This window comes from Roseivirga sp. 4D4, from assembly GCF_001747095.1.
Lineage (GTDB): Bacteria > Bacteroidota > Bacteroidia > Cytophagales > Cyclobacteriaceae > Roseivirga.
This window is the reverse complement of sequence record NZ_MDGP01000001.1, coordinates 4,301,463-4,316,312: the sequence shown is the minus strand read 5'-3', so window position 1 is coordinate 4,316,312 and position 14,850 is coordinate 4,301,463. Positions and strand designations below refer to the sequence as shown.

Annotated in this window: 14 protein-coding genes and 1 tRNA gene; 4 read left to right on the top strand and 11 right to left on the bottom strand. The window is 42.9% G+C overall.

Going from position 1 to position 14,850, the window contains the following annotated elements; all coding sequences use genetic code 11:
• Positions 1–2: 2 nt before the first annotated feature.
• Genes BFP97_RS18910 through BFP97_RS18860 form a run of 11 tightly spaced genes read right to left on the bottom strand, consistent with a single transcriptional unit; the run spans position 3 to position 12,399 of the window.
• Positions 3–965: an L-threonylcarbamoyladenylate synthase gene (locus BFP97_RS18910; protein WP_069843915.1), complete on the bottom strand. Its 963-nt coding sequence runs from the start codon at positions 963–965 to the stop codon at positions 3–5.
• Positions 965–1,681, bottom strand: a complete 717-nt coding sequence (locus BFP97_RS18905) for a tetratricopeptide repeat protein (RefSeq protein ID WP_069843914.1) — start codon at positions 1,679–1,681, stop codon at positions 965–967. The genes BFP97_RS18910 and BFP97_RS18905 overlap by 1 nt, the downstream gene beginning before the upstream one ends.
• 52 nt (positions 1,682–1,733) lie before the next feature.
• Positions 1,734–4,580 carry a FlgD immunoglobulin-like domain containing protein gene (locus BFP97_RS18900; RefSeq protein WP_069843913.1) on the bottom strand — a complete coding sequence of 949 codons (2,847 nt, stop codon included), beginning with the start codon at positions 4,578–4,580 and terminating at the stop codon, positions 1,734–1,736.
• Positions 4,581–4,626: 46 nt separating this feature from the next.
• Entirely contained in the window at positions 4,627–5,187 is a 561-nt protein-coding gene (locus BFP97_RS18895; RefSeq protein WP_069843912.1) for an NUDIX hydrolase, read from the bottom strand.
• Complete coding sequence (locus BFP97_RS18890) at positions 5,177–5,545, bottom strand: carboxypeptidase-like regulatory domain-containing protein (RefSeq protein WP_083262663.1); 369 nt, start codon at positions 5,543–5,545, stop codon at positions 5,177–5,179. The genes BFP97_RS18895 and BFP97_RS18890 overlap by 11 nt, the downstream gene beginning before the upstream one ends.
• On the bottom strand, positions 5,542–6,132 hold the full coding sequence (locus BFP97_RS18885) for a hypothetical protein (RefSeq protein WP_069843911.1): 591 nt from the start codon (positions 6,130–6,132) through the stop codon (positions 5,542–5,544). Before BFP97_RS18885 ends, BFP97_RS18890 begins: the two co-directional genes overlap by 4 nt.
• Before the next feature lie 36 nt (positions 6,133–6,168).
• Positions 6,169–8,103: an ATP-dependent DNA helicase RecQ gene (locus tag BFP97_RS18880; RefSeq protein WP_069843910.1), complete on the bottom strand. Its 1,935-nt coding sequence runs from the start codon at positions 8,101–8,103 to the stop codon at positions 6,169–6,171.
• A gap of 18 nt (positions 8,104–8,121) precedes the next feature.
• Entirely contained in the window at positions 8,122–8,895 is a 774-nt protein-coding gene (locus BFP97_RS18875; protein ID WP_069843909.1) for an enoyl-CoA hydratase/isomerase family protein, read from the bottom strand.
• Complete coding sequence (locus BFP97_RS18870; RefSeq protein WP_069843908.1) at positions 8,874–10,973, bottom strand: ComEC/Rec2 family competence protein; 2,100 nt, start codon at positions 10,971–10,973, stop codon at positions 8,874–8,876. Before BFP97_RS18870 ends, BFP97_RS18875 begins: the two co-directional genes overlap by 22 nt.
• Before the next feature lie 51 nt (positions 10,974–11,024).
• Positions 11,025–11,456: a GNAT family N-acetyltransferase gene (locus tag BFP97_RS18865; RefSeq protein WP_069843907.1), complete on the bottom strand. Its 432-nt coding sequence runs from the start codon at positions 11,454–11,456 to the stop codon at positions 11,025–11,027.
• Positions 11,434–12,399, bottom strand: coding sequence for a PhoH family protein (locus BFP97_RS18860; RefSeq protein WP_069843906.1), 966 nt, complete (start codon positions 12,397–12,399; stop codon positions 11,434–11,436). Before BFP97_RS18860 ends, BFP97_RS18865 begins: the two co-directional genes overlap by 23 nt.
• Before the next feature lie 91 nt (positions 12,400–12,490).
• Between BFP97_RS18860 and BFP97_RS18855 the strand changes: the two genes are divergently transcribed.
• The 4 genes from BFP97_RS18855 to BFP97_RS18840 all read left to right on the top strand — a co-directional run bounded on the left by BFP97_RS18855 (position 12,491) and on the right by BFP97_RS18840 (position 14,617).
• The gene (locus BFP97_RS18855) at positions 12,491–13,246 is read left to right on the top strand and encodes an S-adenosyl-l-methionine hydroxide adenosyltransferase family protein (protein WP_069843905.1); all 756 of its coding nucleotides are present in this window, start codon (positions 12,491–12,493) and stop codon (positions 13,244–13,246) included.
• A complete protein-coding gene (locus BFP97_RS18850) occupies positions 13,246–13,542 on the top strand; it encodes a putative quinol monooxygenase (protein ID WP_069843904.1) in 297 nt (98 codons plus the stop codon). The genes BFP97_RS18855 and BFP97_RS18850 overlap by 1 nt, the downstream gene beginning before the upstream one ends.
• 184 nt (positions 13,543–13,726) lie before the next feature.
• Positions 13,727–13,811 (top strand) — tRNA-Leu (locus tag BFP97_RS18845).
• A 311-nt stretch (positions 13,812–14,122) separates the two neighbouring features.
• Complete coding sequence (locus tag BFP97_RS18840) at positions 14,123–14,617, top strand: hypothetical protein (RefSeq protein ID WP_069843903.1); 495 nt, start codon at positions 14,123–14,125, stop codon at positions 14,615–14,617.
• Positions 14,618–14,850 lie beyond the last annotated feature (233 nt).

The window sequence follows — 14,850 nt, the reverse complement described above, 5'->3', positions numbered from 1 at the left end:
ATTTATTCTTTAGCGGTTGCGCGTCTGATTCTATCGTTGATGGCCCTTCCTAGGCCAATATTAGGTACAAAATTCGTTACTATCGTGCTGATATCAATTCTTTGATCAAGTGCTCTGAGGCCGGTAAACAATCGCCTTGCGGCCTCATTCATATCTCCCGTCTCAGATAAGATAAATTGTTTGTCAGGGTCAATATGATCCAAAGGCTTATCAAATACGAGCGCCCCTATTCTCGACAAATCTTCAACTGGCTGAAGGTTAAAAGCATCTAAAAGGACAATCTCCGTTTTTGGAGCATAATGACTCTTTAGCATCCCTGGAGCATCAGGTTTTGAGCTCGAATGTATATTGACTTCTACAGAGCCAATTACTCCTTCAATTTCTTCAACAGACAGCCCTCCTAATCTCAGCACTTTAGGTGTAGTCCCTTCGAAACTTACTATTGTGGATTCTATTCCTACTTCTGAGTCACCCCCATCTAGAATATAATCCACTTCACTTCCTAGCTGCTGATTTACATGTTCAGCAGTGGTGGGGCTTACGTATCCAAATGGGTTTGCACTTGGGGCAGCGAGAGGGAAATCAATTTCTTTCAATAATTTCTGCGTCAACTCATGTGCAGGAACACGAATGGCAACTGTGTCCAAACCGGAGGTCACCAAGTCCGGAATGATCGGTTTACGCTTGAGTAATATTGTTAATGGCCCTGGCCAAAAACGGGAGGCTAGGATCTCTGCGGGTTCGGGCACTTCTATCACCAAATCTCTTGCCTTATCAAGACTCGAAGTGTGCACGATCAATGGATCAAATGATGGTCGTTGTTTAGCCTTGAATATCTTGGTGACCACATTGTCATCCAGAGCATTTCCTGCCAGACCATAGACGGTCTCTGTTGGAATGGCCACTAGGCCTCCAGATCCTAGAACCTCTTTCGCATGGTTTATATCTTGGCCAATATCAGCCATTATTGAGCGCAGTTCTGTCCAATAGCTTCGCTGGCCCCTTCAAAATTGAAGGACTGAGCACTAAAGAGGTATTGACAACCTTCAGGTTTATTATCCTGTGCTAATTCAGCCAAGCCAAGCCAATAATAGGCCTCACCATACTCTGGCTGCATCTCAATAGCCTTCTTTAGATCGTAGATAGCATCTTCTGGATTATTGATTCTAAGCTCAGCCTTGCCTTTATTCAGGTATAACAAGGCATTGTTCGGCTCTATTTCCAAGGCGAATTGAAAATCAAAGAGGGCCCTGTCGAATTCCTGATATTTGAATAGAATCGCCCCTCGGTTGATATAGGCATCAACAATGTCAGGTTGTATGTTGATCACATAGTCGTAATCTAGCATTGCTTCATTGTCTCGACCAAGCAATCGGAAGGCATTCCCTCGATTAAAAAAAGCACGATAGTTAGTAGTATCAGTGTTAATCGCTGTTCCGAAAATTGTAATGGCCTCATCCAATTGACCCAACCTGAGCAAGGCCACCCCTTTTGCATTTAGAGCAGAATAGTTCTGTGGGTAACTATCCAATAATTCGTTAAAAGTCTTGATTGCCTCTGCATACTTGTTTTCATCCATCAAGGACCGTCCTTGGGTTAATAGTTCTTCCTCTGAAGGTGAACAACCCATGACAAATAAGGTGATAATCAATAGGAATTGAAGGCTTAGTCTTTTCTGCATCGTCCTGCTTTAAGGCTGCAAAGATAAAGCAAGCTTACTACACCTGAAAGGGTTATTGTCTTGTTAAAAGTACCCGCCTTACGGTATTCTGTCTGAGGTGAGTTATTCTGATCAAATATACACCGTCAGGCACTGGATTTCCTCTGGTGTTGGTCCCGTCCCAGAAAAACTCATTCTCCCCAATAAAGCCCAAACCACTCGAAATGGTCCTAATCTGGTTTCCTGAGGAATCATAAATTCTTATCAACACAAAATTGGTCTGAGGAAGATTTACTCGAACTGTGACCAAATCGCTGAACGGGTTTGGAAAAATTGCATCAACTTCGAAGCGATCCGAACCGCTGACTGGTTCTGGTGGCACCACATTACTTATTCTGGAAGTAAACATCCCTCTACCATGTGTAGCAGCCACTATTTTCCCATCTACCCTCCTATAATCTACCATGTTAACCACCGCATTACCTATTCCCTCTGCCGATTCGATCGTCCAGTTTGTTGACTGACCGTTGATCAGGGTAGTGCTATAGAGGCCAGTACTTGTAGCGGCCATATACAGTTTGGAGTCATCATTAATTGGCACAATGGTTACCCATCTTACCGAAGGTCCATTCCCCTCTCCCGATGGATTTTCTTCCAAATTGCCTGAAACATCTTCAAAGCTTTGCCCACCATCGGTAGACCTAAAAATGCTAGGAATACCATAGTTAGAGAACGAGACCAATATTTCATCCGCGTTGGTCGGATCAATGGCTACCGACCTGATATACCCATCTCTTGGGAATGTGGTTCCTGTGATGTCTTCCACTTCATAGACCTCTGTGCTTGCATCAGTGATTTTAAACAATCGGCCATTCGAGGTGCCATAGTAAACGATGTTCTCAGGTGTAGTTGATACTTGTACAGCGGTGATGGTACCATCCGAAAGCTCCGTTTTGTCTAAGCGAGACCAGTTCGTTGAAGTAGTAGTTTGAGACCCCGTCAAGATTTGAGATAAGTTTCTGTTTCTCCAAAGAAAATCGCCTCCTGCCAAATACATCCGGTTCGAATTGTTGGGGTCAAGCGTATATGGATTGATAAATTGGTAAGGCTGCGAAGGATCCGTACCAGCTCCAATAGGATCAACTCTTGCAAACGAAATGATATTGAAATTTTGATTTAGCGATAGCCTGAAAATTCTTGAGTTCTGAAAGGACATATAATAAAACACTCCAATTGGGGTCGAAGCAGCAAAAGCACCATCACCACCTATCACTCGGGTACCGTTGTCAAATGAATTGATGGCAGTGTTCCTCGTTAATATGCTCCCATTGTCTTGTGTACCTCCAATCACAAAATCATCAGGCGGGTATTTACTGAATATCCCTGTATAGAATTGGGTGGTCACAAAGCCGTTATTCAAAGAGGTATACGTAACCTCGGTGGCGCGGCTATCTTCTGTAACAAATATTCCCCCATCATTGAAGGAGATCATTCTATCGGGGTTAGAAGGTGAGAAGATTACGCCATGCTGGTCGGGGTGATGATTTGGATAAATGCTTGCCCCATTATCTTCTGGATCATAGCCCCCAATCCATGTAATATTATTACTGGTAGAAAAAGCATCTGTAGACCTATAGATATTAGTTCCTCCTAAGAAAACAACGTTCGGATCAGTTGGGTGAACTGACACGAACATATCATAGGAACCTTGTGAGTCATACGCCTCAATATTATTAGATCCATCCGGAATATTAGTCGACAGGTTGATCAACTGCCTTGACACCAGGTTGTATCTAAAAAGTGCATAGTCTGGACCCTGATCAGCTATGAAATAAAGAATATTAGGATCAGATTGGGATGAACCAATTTCGATTCTTCGAGAATTACTGTTTGACAGGTTGAGCAATAAGGTCCAATTAATACCATCCACGGAAGAATAGACCCCAGCCTGAGGCGCACCAACCGTTGCCAAATTAGTGACATTGCTCAGAGATGCTATTAGCACATTATCAGCTGTTCGGTGTATATCCGTATAAAAAATTGCCGAAACATCATTCAGATCTCCGTCTACAGGAAAATTGAGCAGATCGTTACCCAGTACCGTTGTCCAGGTTTGACCTCCATCAGTCGACCTAACAATGCCTCCGTAAATGGCAGCCAATACTTCATCATCTGCGCCATTAGGATTGGTGGTAATATCCCAAACATATTGGAATGGTGAATTAAATAGCCCAGGTGAATTTGACTGAGTTGACGCGAGTGGTCTCCAGGAAACCCCATTATCAATTGATTTATAAATACCATTTCCGCGAAAAGGAGCTCCTGGCGCACGGGTAGAATTACCTACAAGTTCGCCAGTACCGTAGTACCAAATGTCCTCTTGCCCAGCCTTAATATTTTGGGTAATCGCAGAGACACTTTGTATCTCTTCGGCCAGAGAAGTCCTGATCCAGTTTTCTCCCTGATCAGTAGATCGCCAGGTACCTCCTGAAACTCCACCAGCGATCAAGGTGTTTTCATCCCTGATGTCCATTACAACAGCTCTTGTTCTACCTCCAAAATTATTCGGGCCTACCTGGCTCCAGTTGAGAGACTGAAGGGCACTGCTTCCTCCACTATTGCTTCTTTGAAAACGCTGACCATTCAGCAGTTGGTTTTGGTAGTTTTTAGCTGCAAAACTCAATTCCTTGGACCTAATATCTACAGGTATTTCACCTGTTTTAGGATTGGCAAGCAATTGACGTTCGTACTCGGTCCTCGACTGCCTATCTTCTCTACCTTCGATTTCAGATTTTTCATTTTCGATAATCGGAGCTATGGCAACCTCTTGATGGGTAGGTATAAAACTCCAGATGATGGCAAAAAGGACATAGAAGAGTACTGTAATCAGTAAGTAGTTCTGCCGCTTTAGGTTACTCATAAGTTTAAATATAACGCATGAATGGACTAAGGTATCACACTCCCAATCACATTTTTGTCCTTATTGTTTCACATTTATTGATCATTCTCAAAATAGAGTCGTTGCCACTGCATAAAGCCGGTATGGCTTCAAAGCCTTTCCATGCAACATCCATTGATTCGTGATTCCTTTGAATAGGTTCGCTGGTGTCTCCAACAAACAAGAACCTTACATCGTAATGATCATGTTCTGGAACGCCCTTTCTTTCCGGAATGGTATGAATATCAATGTCAAAAATCTTCTTTGAATAGAACTTGGCCAGTTTCAAACCAGATTCTTCTTCCAACTCCTTTTGGGCGACAAGTCTTAGGTCTTCGACACCATCGGCATGCCCTCCTAATTGAAGCCATTTATCCAACTTAGCGTGGTGTAGCAAAAGTCCTTGTTCGAACGCTTCATCCACCACCCAAGCCGAAGCCGTGAAGTGGGCATGAAGCAAGCTTCTCTCAAAGCAGTTGGGGTAGGTCAGCAAATCAATCATTCGCTCACGAAAACCATCCTCCACCTCGAACGGACTATTATAAGCGTCTAATTCCTGTCTTAAAAGTCGTCTAGCCTCAGACGCCATCCGATATCACGATGTTTGCCTTATTCACTTTACCCTTGGACAATTCGCTGATAACCTCCCCTCCATCTGAATTGTCCATGTCACCTTTACGAACGATGACATAGTATGATTTTGTCTCTAGATTCTTGAAGGTCACTCTTCCTTTACTATCCGTGAGCTTATAAGGCTGCACCGGGTTGACTTCTTTGTTGTAGTCTGCCTCGCTCGCATAAAGGGTTACCTTGGCATCCTTGACCACATTACCTAGATCATTGAGCACTGTAATCTTCAATTTAGTGGAGAAAACTTGTGCTGATGCTTCTTGCGTATTCGCCATTGCCAAGCAAGAAATGAAGGCTAATAAGATCAATCTTTTCATGTTTCTATGGGTTTGAACAGCTGTTCTATTAATTCTGAAAATGGTTTTGCTTTTGTGTATAATCTATCTTGGTAGACATTGGCCATCAACTTTAAGTAACTTGGCTTTCGGTCTATCTCTGTTTTCTCTATTAAAATATTTCCATACTTCTGATCGCTGACACCATCCTCAACCTCAGTGAGTGGCTTCAGATACCATTTTTCTATGGTTTCTTCATAGGTATCCTTGTCTAGTACTCTTCGATCTCCCTGTGCCAATTTATAACCTTGCTCCAAGCCTCTGTCTTTTAAGAAATCAAATACATGGCTAAAGGTCTCCTTGCTGAATTCCTTGTTAAAGCTAATGGCGAATCCATTGGCGTACTGTGAATCCAAGAGGTGTACTTCTACAGCAGAAACTATGCCCTGTTTCTTCATGAAGTATGCTCGCTCAATATCGGCCAGAAGGCTTTTGGCATCTTCGGTTTTCTTCCATCTTTCGAAGCCTAAAACTTCTTGATCAGACCTCTTGAGCACTTCATGGATAAACGCAGTTTTTGGGCTTTGTTTACTAAACAGTTTATCTACAATGTTGTCGAAGAAACTCATGGTGTAAATGTATGAATTATCAGCAGCCCATGAGGCCTAATGATGAGTTCTTGAGATAATTAAATGCCCAAAATCATCGTAATGGATATCTCCATGATCGATTAGTGCGGCCAAGAGGTCCAGAAATAATTCCTTATCCTTAGGCATTAGGACCTCCACCAACTTCTCCTCATTTAATTGATCAGACTGATGTAGCTTTTCTAGGATTTGTGTTTTGTAATGTTGTCGCTCCTTTTCATCATCACGGTGCTTCGCATTCTCAATACAGTTGTCACAAATTCCGCACTGACCATAATCTTCTTCTCCAAAGTACGATAGTAGGAGTTCAGTTCTACATCGCTTTCGTTCATGAACATAGGCAATGACTGACTCCATTTTAGCCAATTTGAGCCTTCGTTTTGCTTCGAGGGCTTTCTGATCGATTGGCAATTTTTCAATTTGCTGCTTTGGCATCAAATAGGTCAGCTGGGGTTGGTCTTTCTGTTTTTGATAATCTACTATTTCTCGCTCGGCCAGCGACTTCAATAAATCACGCACTTGATCGGTCGAAGAACCCAAGAGGGCTGCCATGTTGGTTTCCTGGATTTGGATGCTTTGATGATAGAGCTCCCCACCATATAGGCGCAAGAGTCCTTTAACAATGGGATCAAAACCAGAATTTGAAACCTGAAACTCATACATCTTTCGCTGATCGAGTAAAAACATCAATCGGGAAGGACTGAAAAAGGCTTCCGTTAAGTGGATCAGGCCATGTTCTTGCAAAGCCTTCAAAGCATTAAACACCTCTAGTGGATGCCGGTCGAAGCGCTTTGAGAATTCTTGAAAATCAAAATCAAAACTCGTCTCGGGATGGCTTCCATTGGCCAACTGAAAATGGTTACCGAGCATCTGATAGACATCTTTGATCAACTCTATACCTGGTAAGGACTGCTCAGTTTTCTTTCTGAGGTCATCAATATCCTTTTGGTTGGCGATGATCAAGGCAAAGGCTTTTCGTTCATCTCTTCCAGCTCTCCCTGCCTCTTGATAGTAGGATTCCAGATTACCTGGCAAATCCATATGAGCTACTAAACGTACATCTGCCTTATCAATACCCATACCGAAAGCGTTGGTAGAAACCACAACGCGCGTACGGTTATGAATCCAATCTTCTTGCCTTTGGCTTCGCTCTTGATGAGTAAGGCCAGCATGATAAAAATCTGCTGATATGCCCTGCTTGCTTAACATTAAAGCGATTTCCTTGGCATGCCTTCGAGTGGACACATATACCACTGATGAACCGCCTACTCTATTCAGTGCTTCCAGTAACTTTCGCTCTTTGTGCTCTTCGAAACGAACCGAATAAGACAGGTTTGCTCTGGCGAAACTCTTTGTGAAGACTTTTGGCTTTTTGAAGGCCAGTTTGTCTTGAATATCCTTTCTAACCTTTGGTGTGGCTGTAGCGGTGAGTGCCATCACCGGAGTATCAGGTAAAAGCTCACGAATTTTTTCAATTTCTAAATAGGCTGGCCGGAAATCATAACCCCATTGTGAAATACAATGGGCCTCGTCCACTGCAATCATGGAAATACCACGAGTTTCATACACTCTTTTGATTCTGGCCTGAAATATCTCTGTCTTTAAGCGTTCTGGGGAACAGTAAAGAAATTTCAGGTCTGAATTCACTGCATTATCCAAAGCATGATCAATCTCCCTTTTCGACTGTCCGGCATGAAGTGCAATTGCCGAAATTCCACGTTCCTTTAATTGATAGACCTGATCTTTCATTAAAGCGATCAAAGGCGATATGACTAAGCAAAGGCCATCTTTCGCCATGGCAGGCACTTGAAAGCAAATAGATTTTCCACCTCCGGTTGGTAACAGCGCTAAGGTATCATGACCATCAAGTATTGACAGAATGATATCCTCTTGCAAGGTCCTGAAGGTGTTGAAACCCCAGTAATGCTTAAGTATATCAATCGGTTGGTCCATGAATCAATTCTTGAACTTTTATTGCTGTTTATTCAGGAAATTGGCTATCCCTTTTTGACAATCCTCTGTGGCTCTGGCCAGCGCATTTTGTTCGGCTGCGTAGTTCAGTCCATCTTCCAGACTCATGGCTTGCACTTGGGCGATCATTTGTTTGGTAGCTGCCATGGATTGACCGGAGTTCTTTCTAGCTAGTTTTGAGGCGAAGGTCTTTACTCTTTCTTCCAATTCTTCGGGTGCAACCACTTCATTCACCATGCCCAGGTCTTTTGCTTTTTGAGCATCGATTAGCTCCCCTGAAAGCAGTAGACTTTTGGACTTACCCTCCCCGATCTTTCTTAACAAGAACACCATAACAATGGCCGGAATAAACCCAATCCTTACCTCGGTGTAACCGAATTTCGCATGCGGTGCAGCAAAGGAAAAATCACACACTGCTGCTAGTCCGCTTCCACCTGCAATGGCATGGCCTTGGATACTGGCAATAACTACTTTAGGATGAGTATAGATTTGATAGAAGAGTTCTTTGAGGTGGTTTGAATCTGCAAGGTTTTCTTCATAGGTGTTTTGCTGTAACTCTTGTAAATAGGCCAGGTCAGCTCCAGCACAAAATGCATCTCCTGCCGCAGCCAATACAATTACTTTGGCCTCAGTGTCTTGAGCAGCCTGTGCAAAAGCTTCCTTAAGTTCTGTGACTACTTTTGCATTTAGAGCATTCCGTTTTTCTGGTCTGTTTAATGTGATGGTAGCGATTTGATCAGCTACGGCATAGGTCACAAATTCTTGTTCTTCCATTGTCTACTATAATATCCGTCTTGACGAACTGAATGATACTTTACTTTCAATTGCCCTGCTTGTTCCACTAGCTTCTGATCGGTATACCAACTGTTACTGGGGTCAATAATGAGTTCATCAAATTCAATCCTACCATCCAGTTCTTCTAGATTCTGCAGAACATCTTTCCCTAAAATTAACCAATCTACTTCAATGGGAGTCGATGATTCTATGCCACTCAACACATTTCTATCCAAACAAAGAATACGCAGTCTATCAAAGCTGATCAGACGTCCCAGAGGAGTGGAAACCATCGTTAATTCAAAACCATCATCAGCAACTTTTTCCGTACTTCCTGAAAGTAGTCTTTTGGGGTGCAGGAGAAAACGCTGCCTTTCGGTATCAGATAAAAACAAAGAGTCCGAAATCATGTGAGATTTAAAGCCACTTCGAAAGTCCATCACCTGACTTCCTGAGACCGCCATAACACTGAACTCCTTAGTAGAGGCAAATTTAGAAAAGTGCCATAACTGAGATACTACAAATAGCAGAGACAAGCCTAGGCCATACTTCAAGTAGACCAACCTTTTCCTATCAAAAAATAAGATTACACAAGTCAATAGGCCGTAAATAAGCCAAGTGTCTAGAATCGATATATAGATGCCTTTGGCCGTACTACCTGGTAATTGACTCACCCAAAATACCAAGCCGTTTACAAGCAAGATGAACTCAGTAACCAGCCAACCCAGTACTGCCGCTAAAGGCGAAATGAATGAAGTGATCAATAACAGAAGGCCTGAAATTAAGATGATGAAAGCAGCAGGAATAATGAAGAGGTTCGAAAGCAAGAAGTAAGATGGGAACTGGTGAAAGTAAAGTATACTCAATGGTGCTGTGGCCAGTTGAGCTGCAATGGACACACAGGTAATTGCCCAAACCTTATCCAATAACCAATGATTGACTTCTATGAGCGCATATAATCTTGGCTGTAAATAAACGATCCCAAAAACTGCCAAATAGCTCAACTGGAAGCCTACACTCATGATCAGATAAGGATTATATAGCAATAGTGCCAATGCCGAAGCGGCCAGGGTATTATAAATATTAGTGTGTCGTGAGAGGGCCTGCCCCACTGAAATAAAGCTGAACATAGTTACCGCCCTAAGCACAGATGGAGATAGCCCTGTGAGCAGTGCATAGCACCAGAGTGTTAGGATACTAATGGCTGCCAACCACCATTTGTATTTTGGCTTGGAGAGTCCAAGCCGCTTAAGCAACAGAAAAATGATCGCGTAGATAATTCCTACATGCAGACCAGAGACGGCTAGTACGTGCATGGCACCGGTAGCCGAAAATGCCTGAATGACGTCATCCTGAAGATCATCCTTAACTCCTAACACCAATGCAAGTACAATTCCTCTGGCGCTTTCTTCAGTAATGAGCGAATTGATGATTTTCACGCTCTCATTTCTAAGAAAATTGGCTTTGCTTACAAACCAGTTCGTAGGTCTGTGACCAATAACACTGAACCGATCTCTGATAAAGTGCTGATGATGAATTCTGTTGTAGACTAAGTAACCACGATAATCAAACTCCCCAGGGTTGGCTGGTGGAAGGGTTTTGGCGGGCTTTCCTTCAACAAAAAGTAAGTCTCCATAGCTGAGACTTTCTCCTTTAAGTGTGTCCAAGTAAGCATTGACTATTCCATCGGCAGTTCGCCAGGCCCCATCCACTAAGACCTTGTAAACCTCAAGTTGACAATTCACACTCTTTGCCTTGACTTGGGGAGGTCCTGACACGACAGCCTTATAAGCTTGGATAGCTTCTGGTTGATTTAACAAATGATCTGGCTTGGACTCGCCCTTGTAGTAAGAAAGGCGTTGAGTACCCAATCCAAAGAGCATAAAAAAAGCCAGGCTAGCTAATATAGACTGGTATCTGAAAGTACTTCTTATTGTCAGAAGGCTATAGGCGACAAGAGCCAATATCAGGACATACCATGGAATAAATACCGAATCTCCCAAATAATGAAAGCCGACAATACCTAAGGCAAAGCTAAATGTAAGTCTTAAGAGAGGGTAAGTAGAAAAATCAATCAATTTAAATTAACTAATATCACATTAGATAATTTAAACTAAATAATACTTACTTCAAAGTGTCTTCTTCATCAGAAAGTGCTTAATACCTGCTTCCATAAACATTTCGCCTTCTTTCTGGAAGCCATATCTCGCATAAAGCGGCATGGCATCAACCTGGGCATGCAAGTAGAGTAGCGTTCCCGGTTCGATCGTAGTTTCAATTTGGCCCAGTGCGGTCTGCACTAAGCGTTTCCCGACCCCATTGCCACGGTGTTCTTTAAGGACGGCAAAGCGTTCTAGCTTCACGCCTTTATCTGTAGTACGGTAACGGCTGGTGCCTACAGGTTCTCCAGAGATATAGGCTATAAAATGAATTGACTCATCGTCAAAGCCGTCAAATTCCTCCTCCGGAGGGCATTCCTGCTCATCAATGAATACTACTTCTCTTACCTTAAAAGCTTCTTTTAGCTCTTGGTCAGTCTCAACTTTTTTTACTCTTATCACTTTTCGGTTGTTCTTTGTCGTATGCGTTTATAATATCTTTTACCAGCTTATGTCGCACCACATCTTTAGTGGTTAATTCAACGGTGGCTATCCCCTTTACGTTACTTAACAGTCTGACAGACTCAGACAGTCCCGACTTTTGATGGTGGGGTAAATCCACCTGCGAGCGATCACCAGTCACAATCACCTTAGAGTTTGGCCCCATTCTGGTCAGGAACATCTTCATTTGCATGGCCGTGGTGTTCTGCGCCTCATCCAACAACACAAAGGCATTGTTCAATGTCCGTCCACGCATGTAAGCCAAAGGAGCTATTTCGATGATATTATGCTCCTGATAATTCTTGAGCTTTTCCATGGGGATCATATCTCCCAAGGCATCATAAATAGGCCTTAAATAAGGATCGATTTTCTCCTGAAGATCGCCTGGAAGAAAGCCAAGGTTTTCACCAGCTTCCACAGCAGGACGCGTAATGATAATCTTCTGTACCTCTTTGTTCTTCAAAGCACGCACGGCCATGGCCACAGAAATAAAGGTTTTCCCTGATCCAGCTGGTCCTATCGCAAAAACCAAATCATTATCCTTAACTGCCTTAACCAAGGCACGTTGATTGGCTGTTTTTGGTTTGATACCTGCACCCCTGGTTCCATATACCAAGGTATCATCACTGCTATCTGCAGCCATATATTCCGACTCACGCTTAATATAAGCCTCCACATTATCGCGGGTAATCTTTCCGTATTTATGATAGTGTTGTATCAGGGCATGAATCACGTCATTGATTTGAATGATCTCCGATGCATTCCCTTTTATTAGAATTTCATTTCCACGAGACACAATTTTGCTCTTGGGAAATGCTGAGGCTACCTCCTTTATATTTCGATTCCCAACACCGAGGAAATCTACCATAGCCATGTTTTCAAGTGTGATGAGCTTTTCTACCAATAGTAAGAAGCGATTTTAGTGATTGCCTAGGCTTAAAATTTCAATAATTTTGTCTGCGTCTAAATTATAGAATAAACGCCAATAGTCGTTCATGACCCTTATCACTTTTACATCAGATTTTGGCTTAAGTGACCATTACGTGGCGTTTACAAAGGCGGGCATCCTAAAAGCGTACCCTGAGGCGCAGATTATCGACATCAGCCATCAGGTCAAGCCTTTCGATCTAGCACACATGTCTCATGTGTTACAATCGACTTTTCGTGAGTTTCCCAAAGGAACAATTCACTTGATCGGCAACGAGAGTAATCAAAAACCCGCCTCTTACATCATTGCTCTTATAGAAGAACATGTTTTTGTAGGTGCCAATAATGGTGTGATGAGTTTAGTTAGTGAAAAGGCTCCAACCGAAATCTACGAGATTAGCCTGGAAGCTGACGAAGGCTTTTCCAAGCTTTCAACCATTACCGCCAAATTAGCCATGGGAGAATCGGCTGGATCATTTGGTGGGCCTTGCGAAAACTTTGTTCAATATATGGCGCGAAAAGCGCGTGCTACCAAGAAGGAAATTGCCGGCCATGTTATTCATGTGGATCATTACGGCAACCTAATGACCAATATTGAAAGGACCGACTTTGATATCCTAAGTCGAAATAGGTCTTATCGGATCACTTTTGGCAGGGATGTCGCTAACCAGGTCAACAGTCAAATTTCCGATGTCGAACCAGGAGAAGTTTTCTTCACCTTTAATTCCAACGGCCGATTAATGCTGGGTATCAATCAAGGCCATGGCGCTCAACTATTAGGACTGGAATATGATAGTCCTATCATCATACAATTTGAAGACTGATGCTAATTCGAGTGGTTCGTATGACCTTTAGGGCGGAAGAAAGACAGAACTTTCTTAGTCTCTTCGATCAAAAGAAGGAAAAAATCAGGCATTTTCCTGGCTGTAGCCATTTGGAACTTCTCGAAGATTACAATGACCCCAACGTATTTTCTACTTACAGTTATTGGGAAGATGAAAGTGCCCTGAATGCTTATAGACACTCAGATTTGTTTGCCGAAGTATGGGCGAATACGAAGAACAAGTTTGCCGCAAAACCGATCGCTTTTTCGCTGAAAAAATTCATCCAAGTCGATTGATATTTTCGTGGCTTGGCTTGTTGGATAATCAAAAATCTTTATCCATTTTTGCACACCCAATTCAGAAATGCCCAGGTGGCGGTCCCGAACTTTCGGGAGGTAGACCGTTACTAAAGCATGACACTAGCCCAGGTGGCGGCCCCGAAACTTCGGGGGGTAGACCGCTAATCAGGCAAGAACACCAGCCCAGGTGGCGGAATTGGTAGACGCGTTGGTCTCAAACACCAATGCCTTCGGGCGTGCCGGTTCGACTCCGGCCCTGGGTACCAAATGACAAAAGCTCCACATCGTGGGGCTTTTTTCGTTGGTACTGGTCGGAGGAGAAGTCCTGTCTGCCGACAGGCAGGCTATCCCGATGAAGCTTGGCTGCGGCAAGCAGGCAAAGCGGATATCGGGAACTCCGGCCCTGGGTACAAAATCGCTAAAAGCTCTTCGCCAAGAGGGGCTTTTTTATTGGTAAGCTTTTTGTTAACTATTCCGAAAAGGTAGACTAAGAATCAGTTTATTATAAGAATAAGTGTACAGTTCTTAATTTTACCTCTATTATCAAGCAAAAGTTAAAATATCTAATCAACACAAAATGAAAAAAACATTCCTACTTGCCCTGTTGGCATCAACCACTTTATTGTTTTCTGGCTGTGCCAGTATTTTTAGTAAGAGCAATTACCCGATAAGCATTAACAGTAATCCAGCTTCTTCAATCTCTGTGACCAATTCTAAAGGCATGGAGATTTACAAAGGCCAAACTCCTGCTACAGTCAACCTGAAAGCTGGAGATGGTTTCTTCAAAAGAGCGACATACCAAGTAAAGTTTTCAGCACCTGGTTATGACGAAAAAATAGTGCCAGTAATGTTCAAAGTTGACGGCTGGTACTGGGGAAACATACTCATTGGAGGTGTAATCGGAATGCTCATTGTGGATCCAGCAACAGGAGCCATGTATAAGCTGGAGAACGACTTCATCAACGAGACACTCACTAGAACCGTTGCAGATACTGACGCAGGAGGCCTAAAGGTCTATGGCATTGAAGAAATACCAGAAAGCTGGAAAGCGCATTTAGTCCAACTCAAGTAATTATTCGCGAAGTAGAAATAGACTAAAGGCTTCGTAAGGGGCCTTTAGTCTTACTATTGTTATTAGCTATGAGCGAAAAATGCTCGAGCATTAGAACTTGTTGCATTTAACAACTCGGAATTACATAAAACAGGCTGGAGCGCTATGCCTTTAAGTTCCTTTTATACTGACTAGTTGCAATAAAATAAGGAACGAACTACAGAAAGGCTGATTAGAGAGGTGTATGAAAATAT

Excerpts from the sequence above, each read along its gene's own strand:
- BFP97_RS18905 (WP_069843914.1), bottom strand. The coding sequence starts at position 1,681 with ATGCAGAAAAGACTAAGCCTTCAATTCCTATTGATTATCACCTTATTT.
- BFP97_RS18840 (WP_069843903.1), top strand. The coding sequence starts at position 14,123 with ATGAAAAAAACATTCCTACTTGCCCTGTTGGCATCAACCACTTTATTG.
- BFP97_RS18875 (WP_069843909.1), bottom strand. The coding sequence starts at position 8,895 with ATGGAAGAACAAGAATTTGTGACCTATGCCGTAGCTGATCAAATCGCT.
- BFP97_RS18895 (WP_069843912.1), bottom strand. The coding sequence starts at position 5,187 with ATGGCGTCTGAGGCTAGACGACTTTTAAGACAGGAATTAGACGCTTAT.
- BFP97_RS18900 (WP_069843913.1), bottom strand. The coding sequence starts at position 4,580 with ATGAGTAACCTAAAGCGGCAGAACTACTTACTGATTACAGTACTCTTC.
- BFP97_RS18850 (WP_069843904.1), top strand. The coding sequence starts at position 13,246 with ATGCTAATTCGAGTGGTTCGTATGACCTTTAGGGCGGAAGAAAGACAG.
- BFP97_RS18855 (WP_069843905.1), top strand. The coding sequence starts at position 12,491 with ATGACCCTTATCACTTTTACATCAGATTTTGGCTTAAGTGACCATTAC.
- BFP97_RS18880 (WP_069843910.1), bottom strand. The coding sequence starts at position 8,103 with ATGGACCAACCGATTGATATACTTAAGCATTACTGGGGTTTCAACACC.
- BFP97_RS18890 (WP_083262663.1), bottom strand. The coding sequence starts at position 5,545 with ATGAAAAGATTGATCTTATTAGCCTTCATTTCTTGCTTGGCAATGGCG.
- BFP97_RS18885 (WP_069843911.1), bottom strand. The coding sequence starts at position 6,132 with ATGAGTTTCTTCGACAACATTGTAGATAAACTGTTTAGTAAACAAAGC.
- BFP97_RS18910 (WP_069843915.1), bottom strand. The coding sequence starts at position 965 with ATGGCTGATATTGGCCAAGATATAAACCATGCGAAAGAGGTTCTAGGA.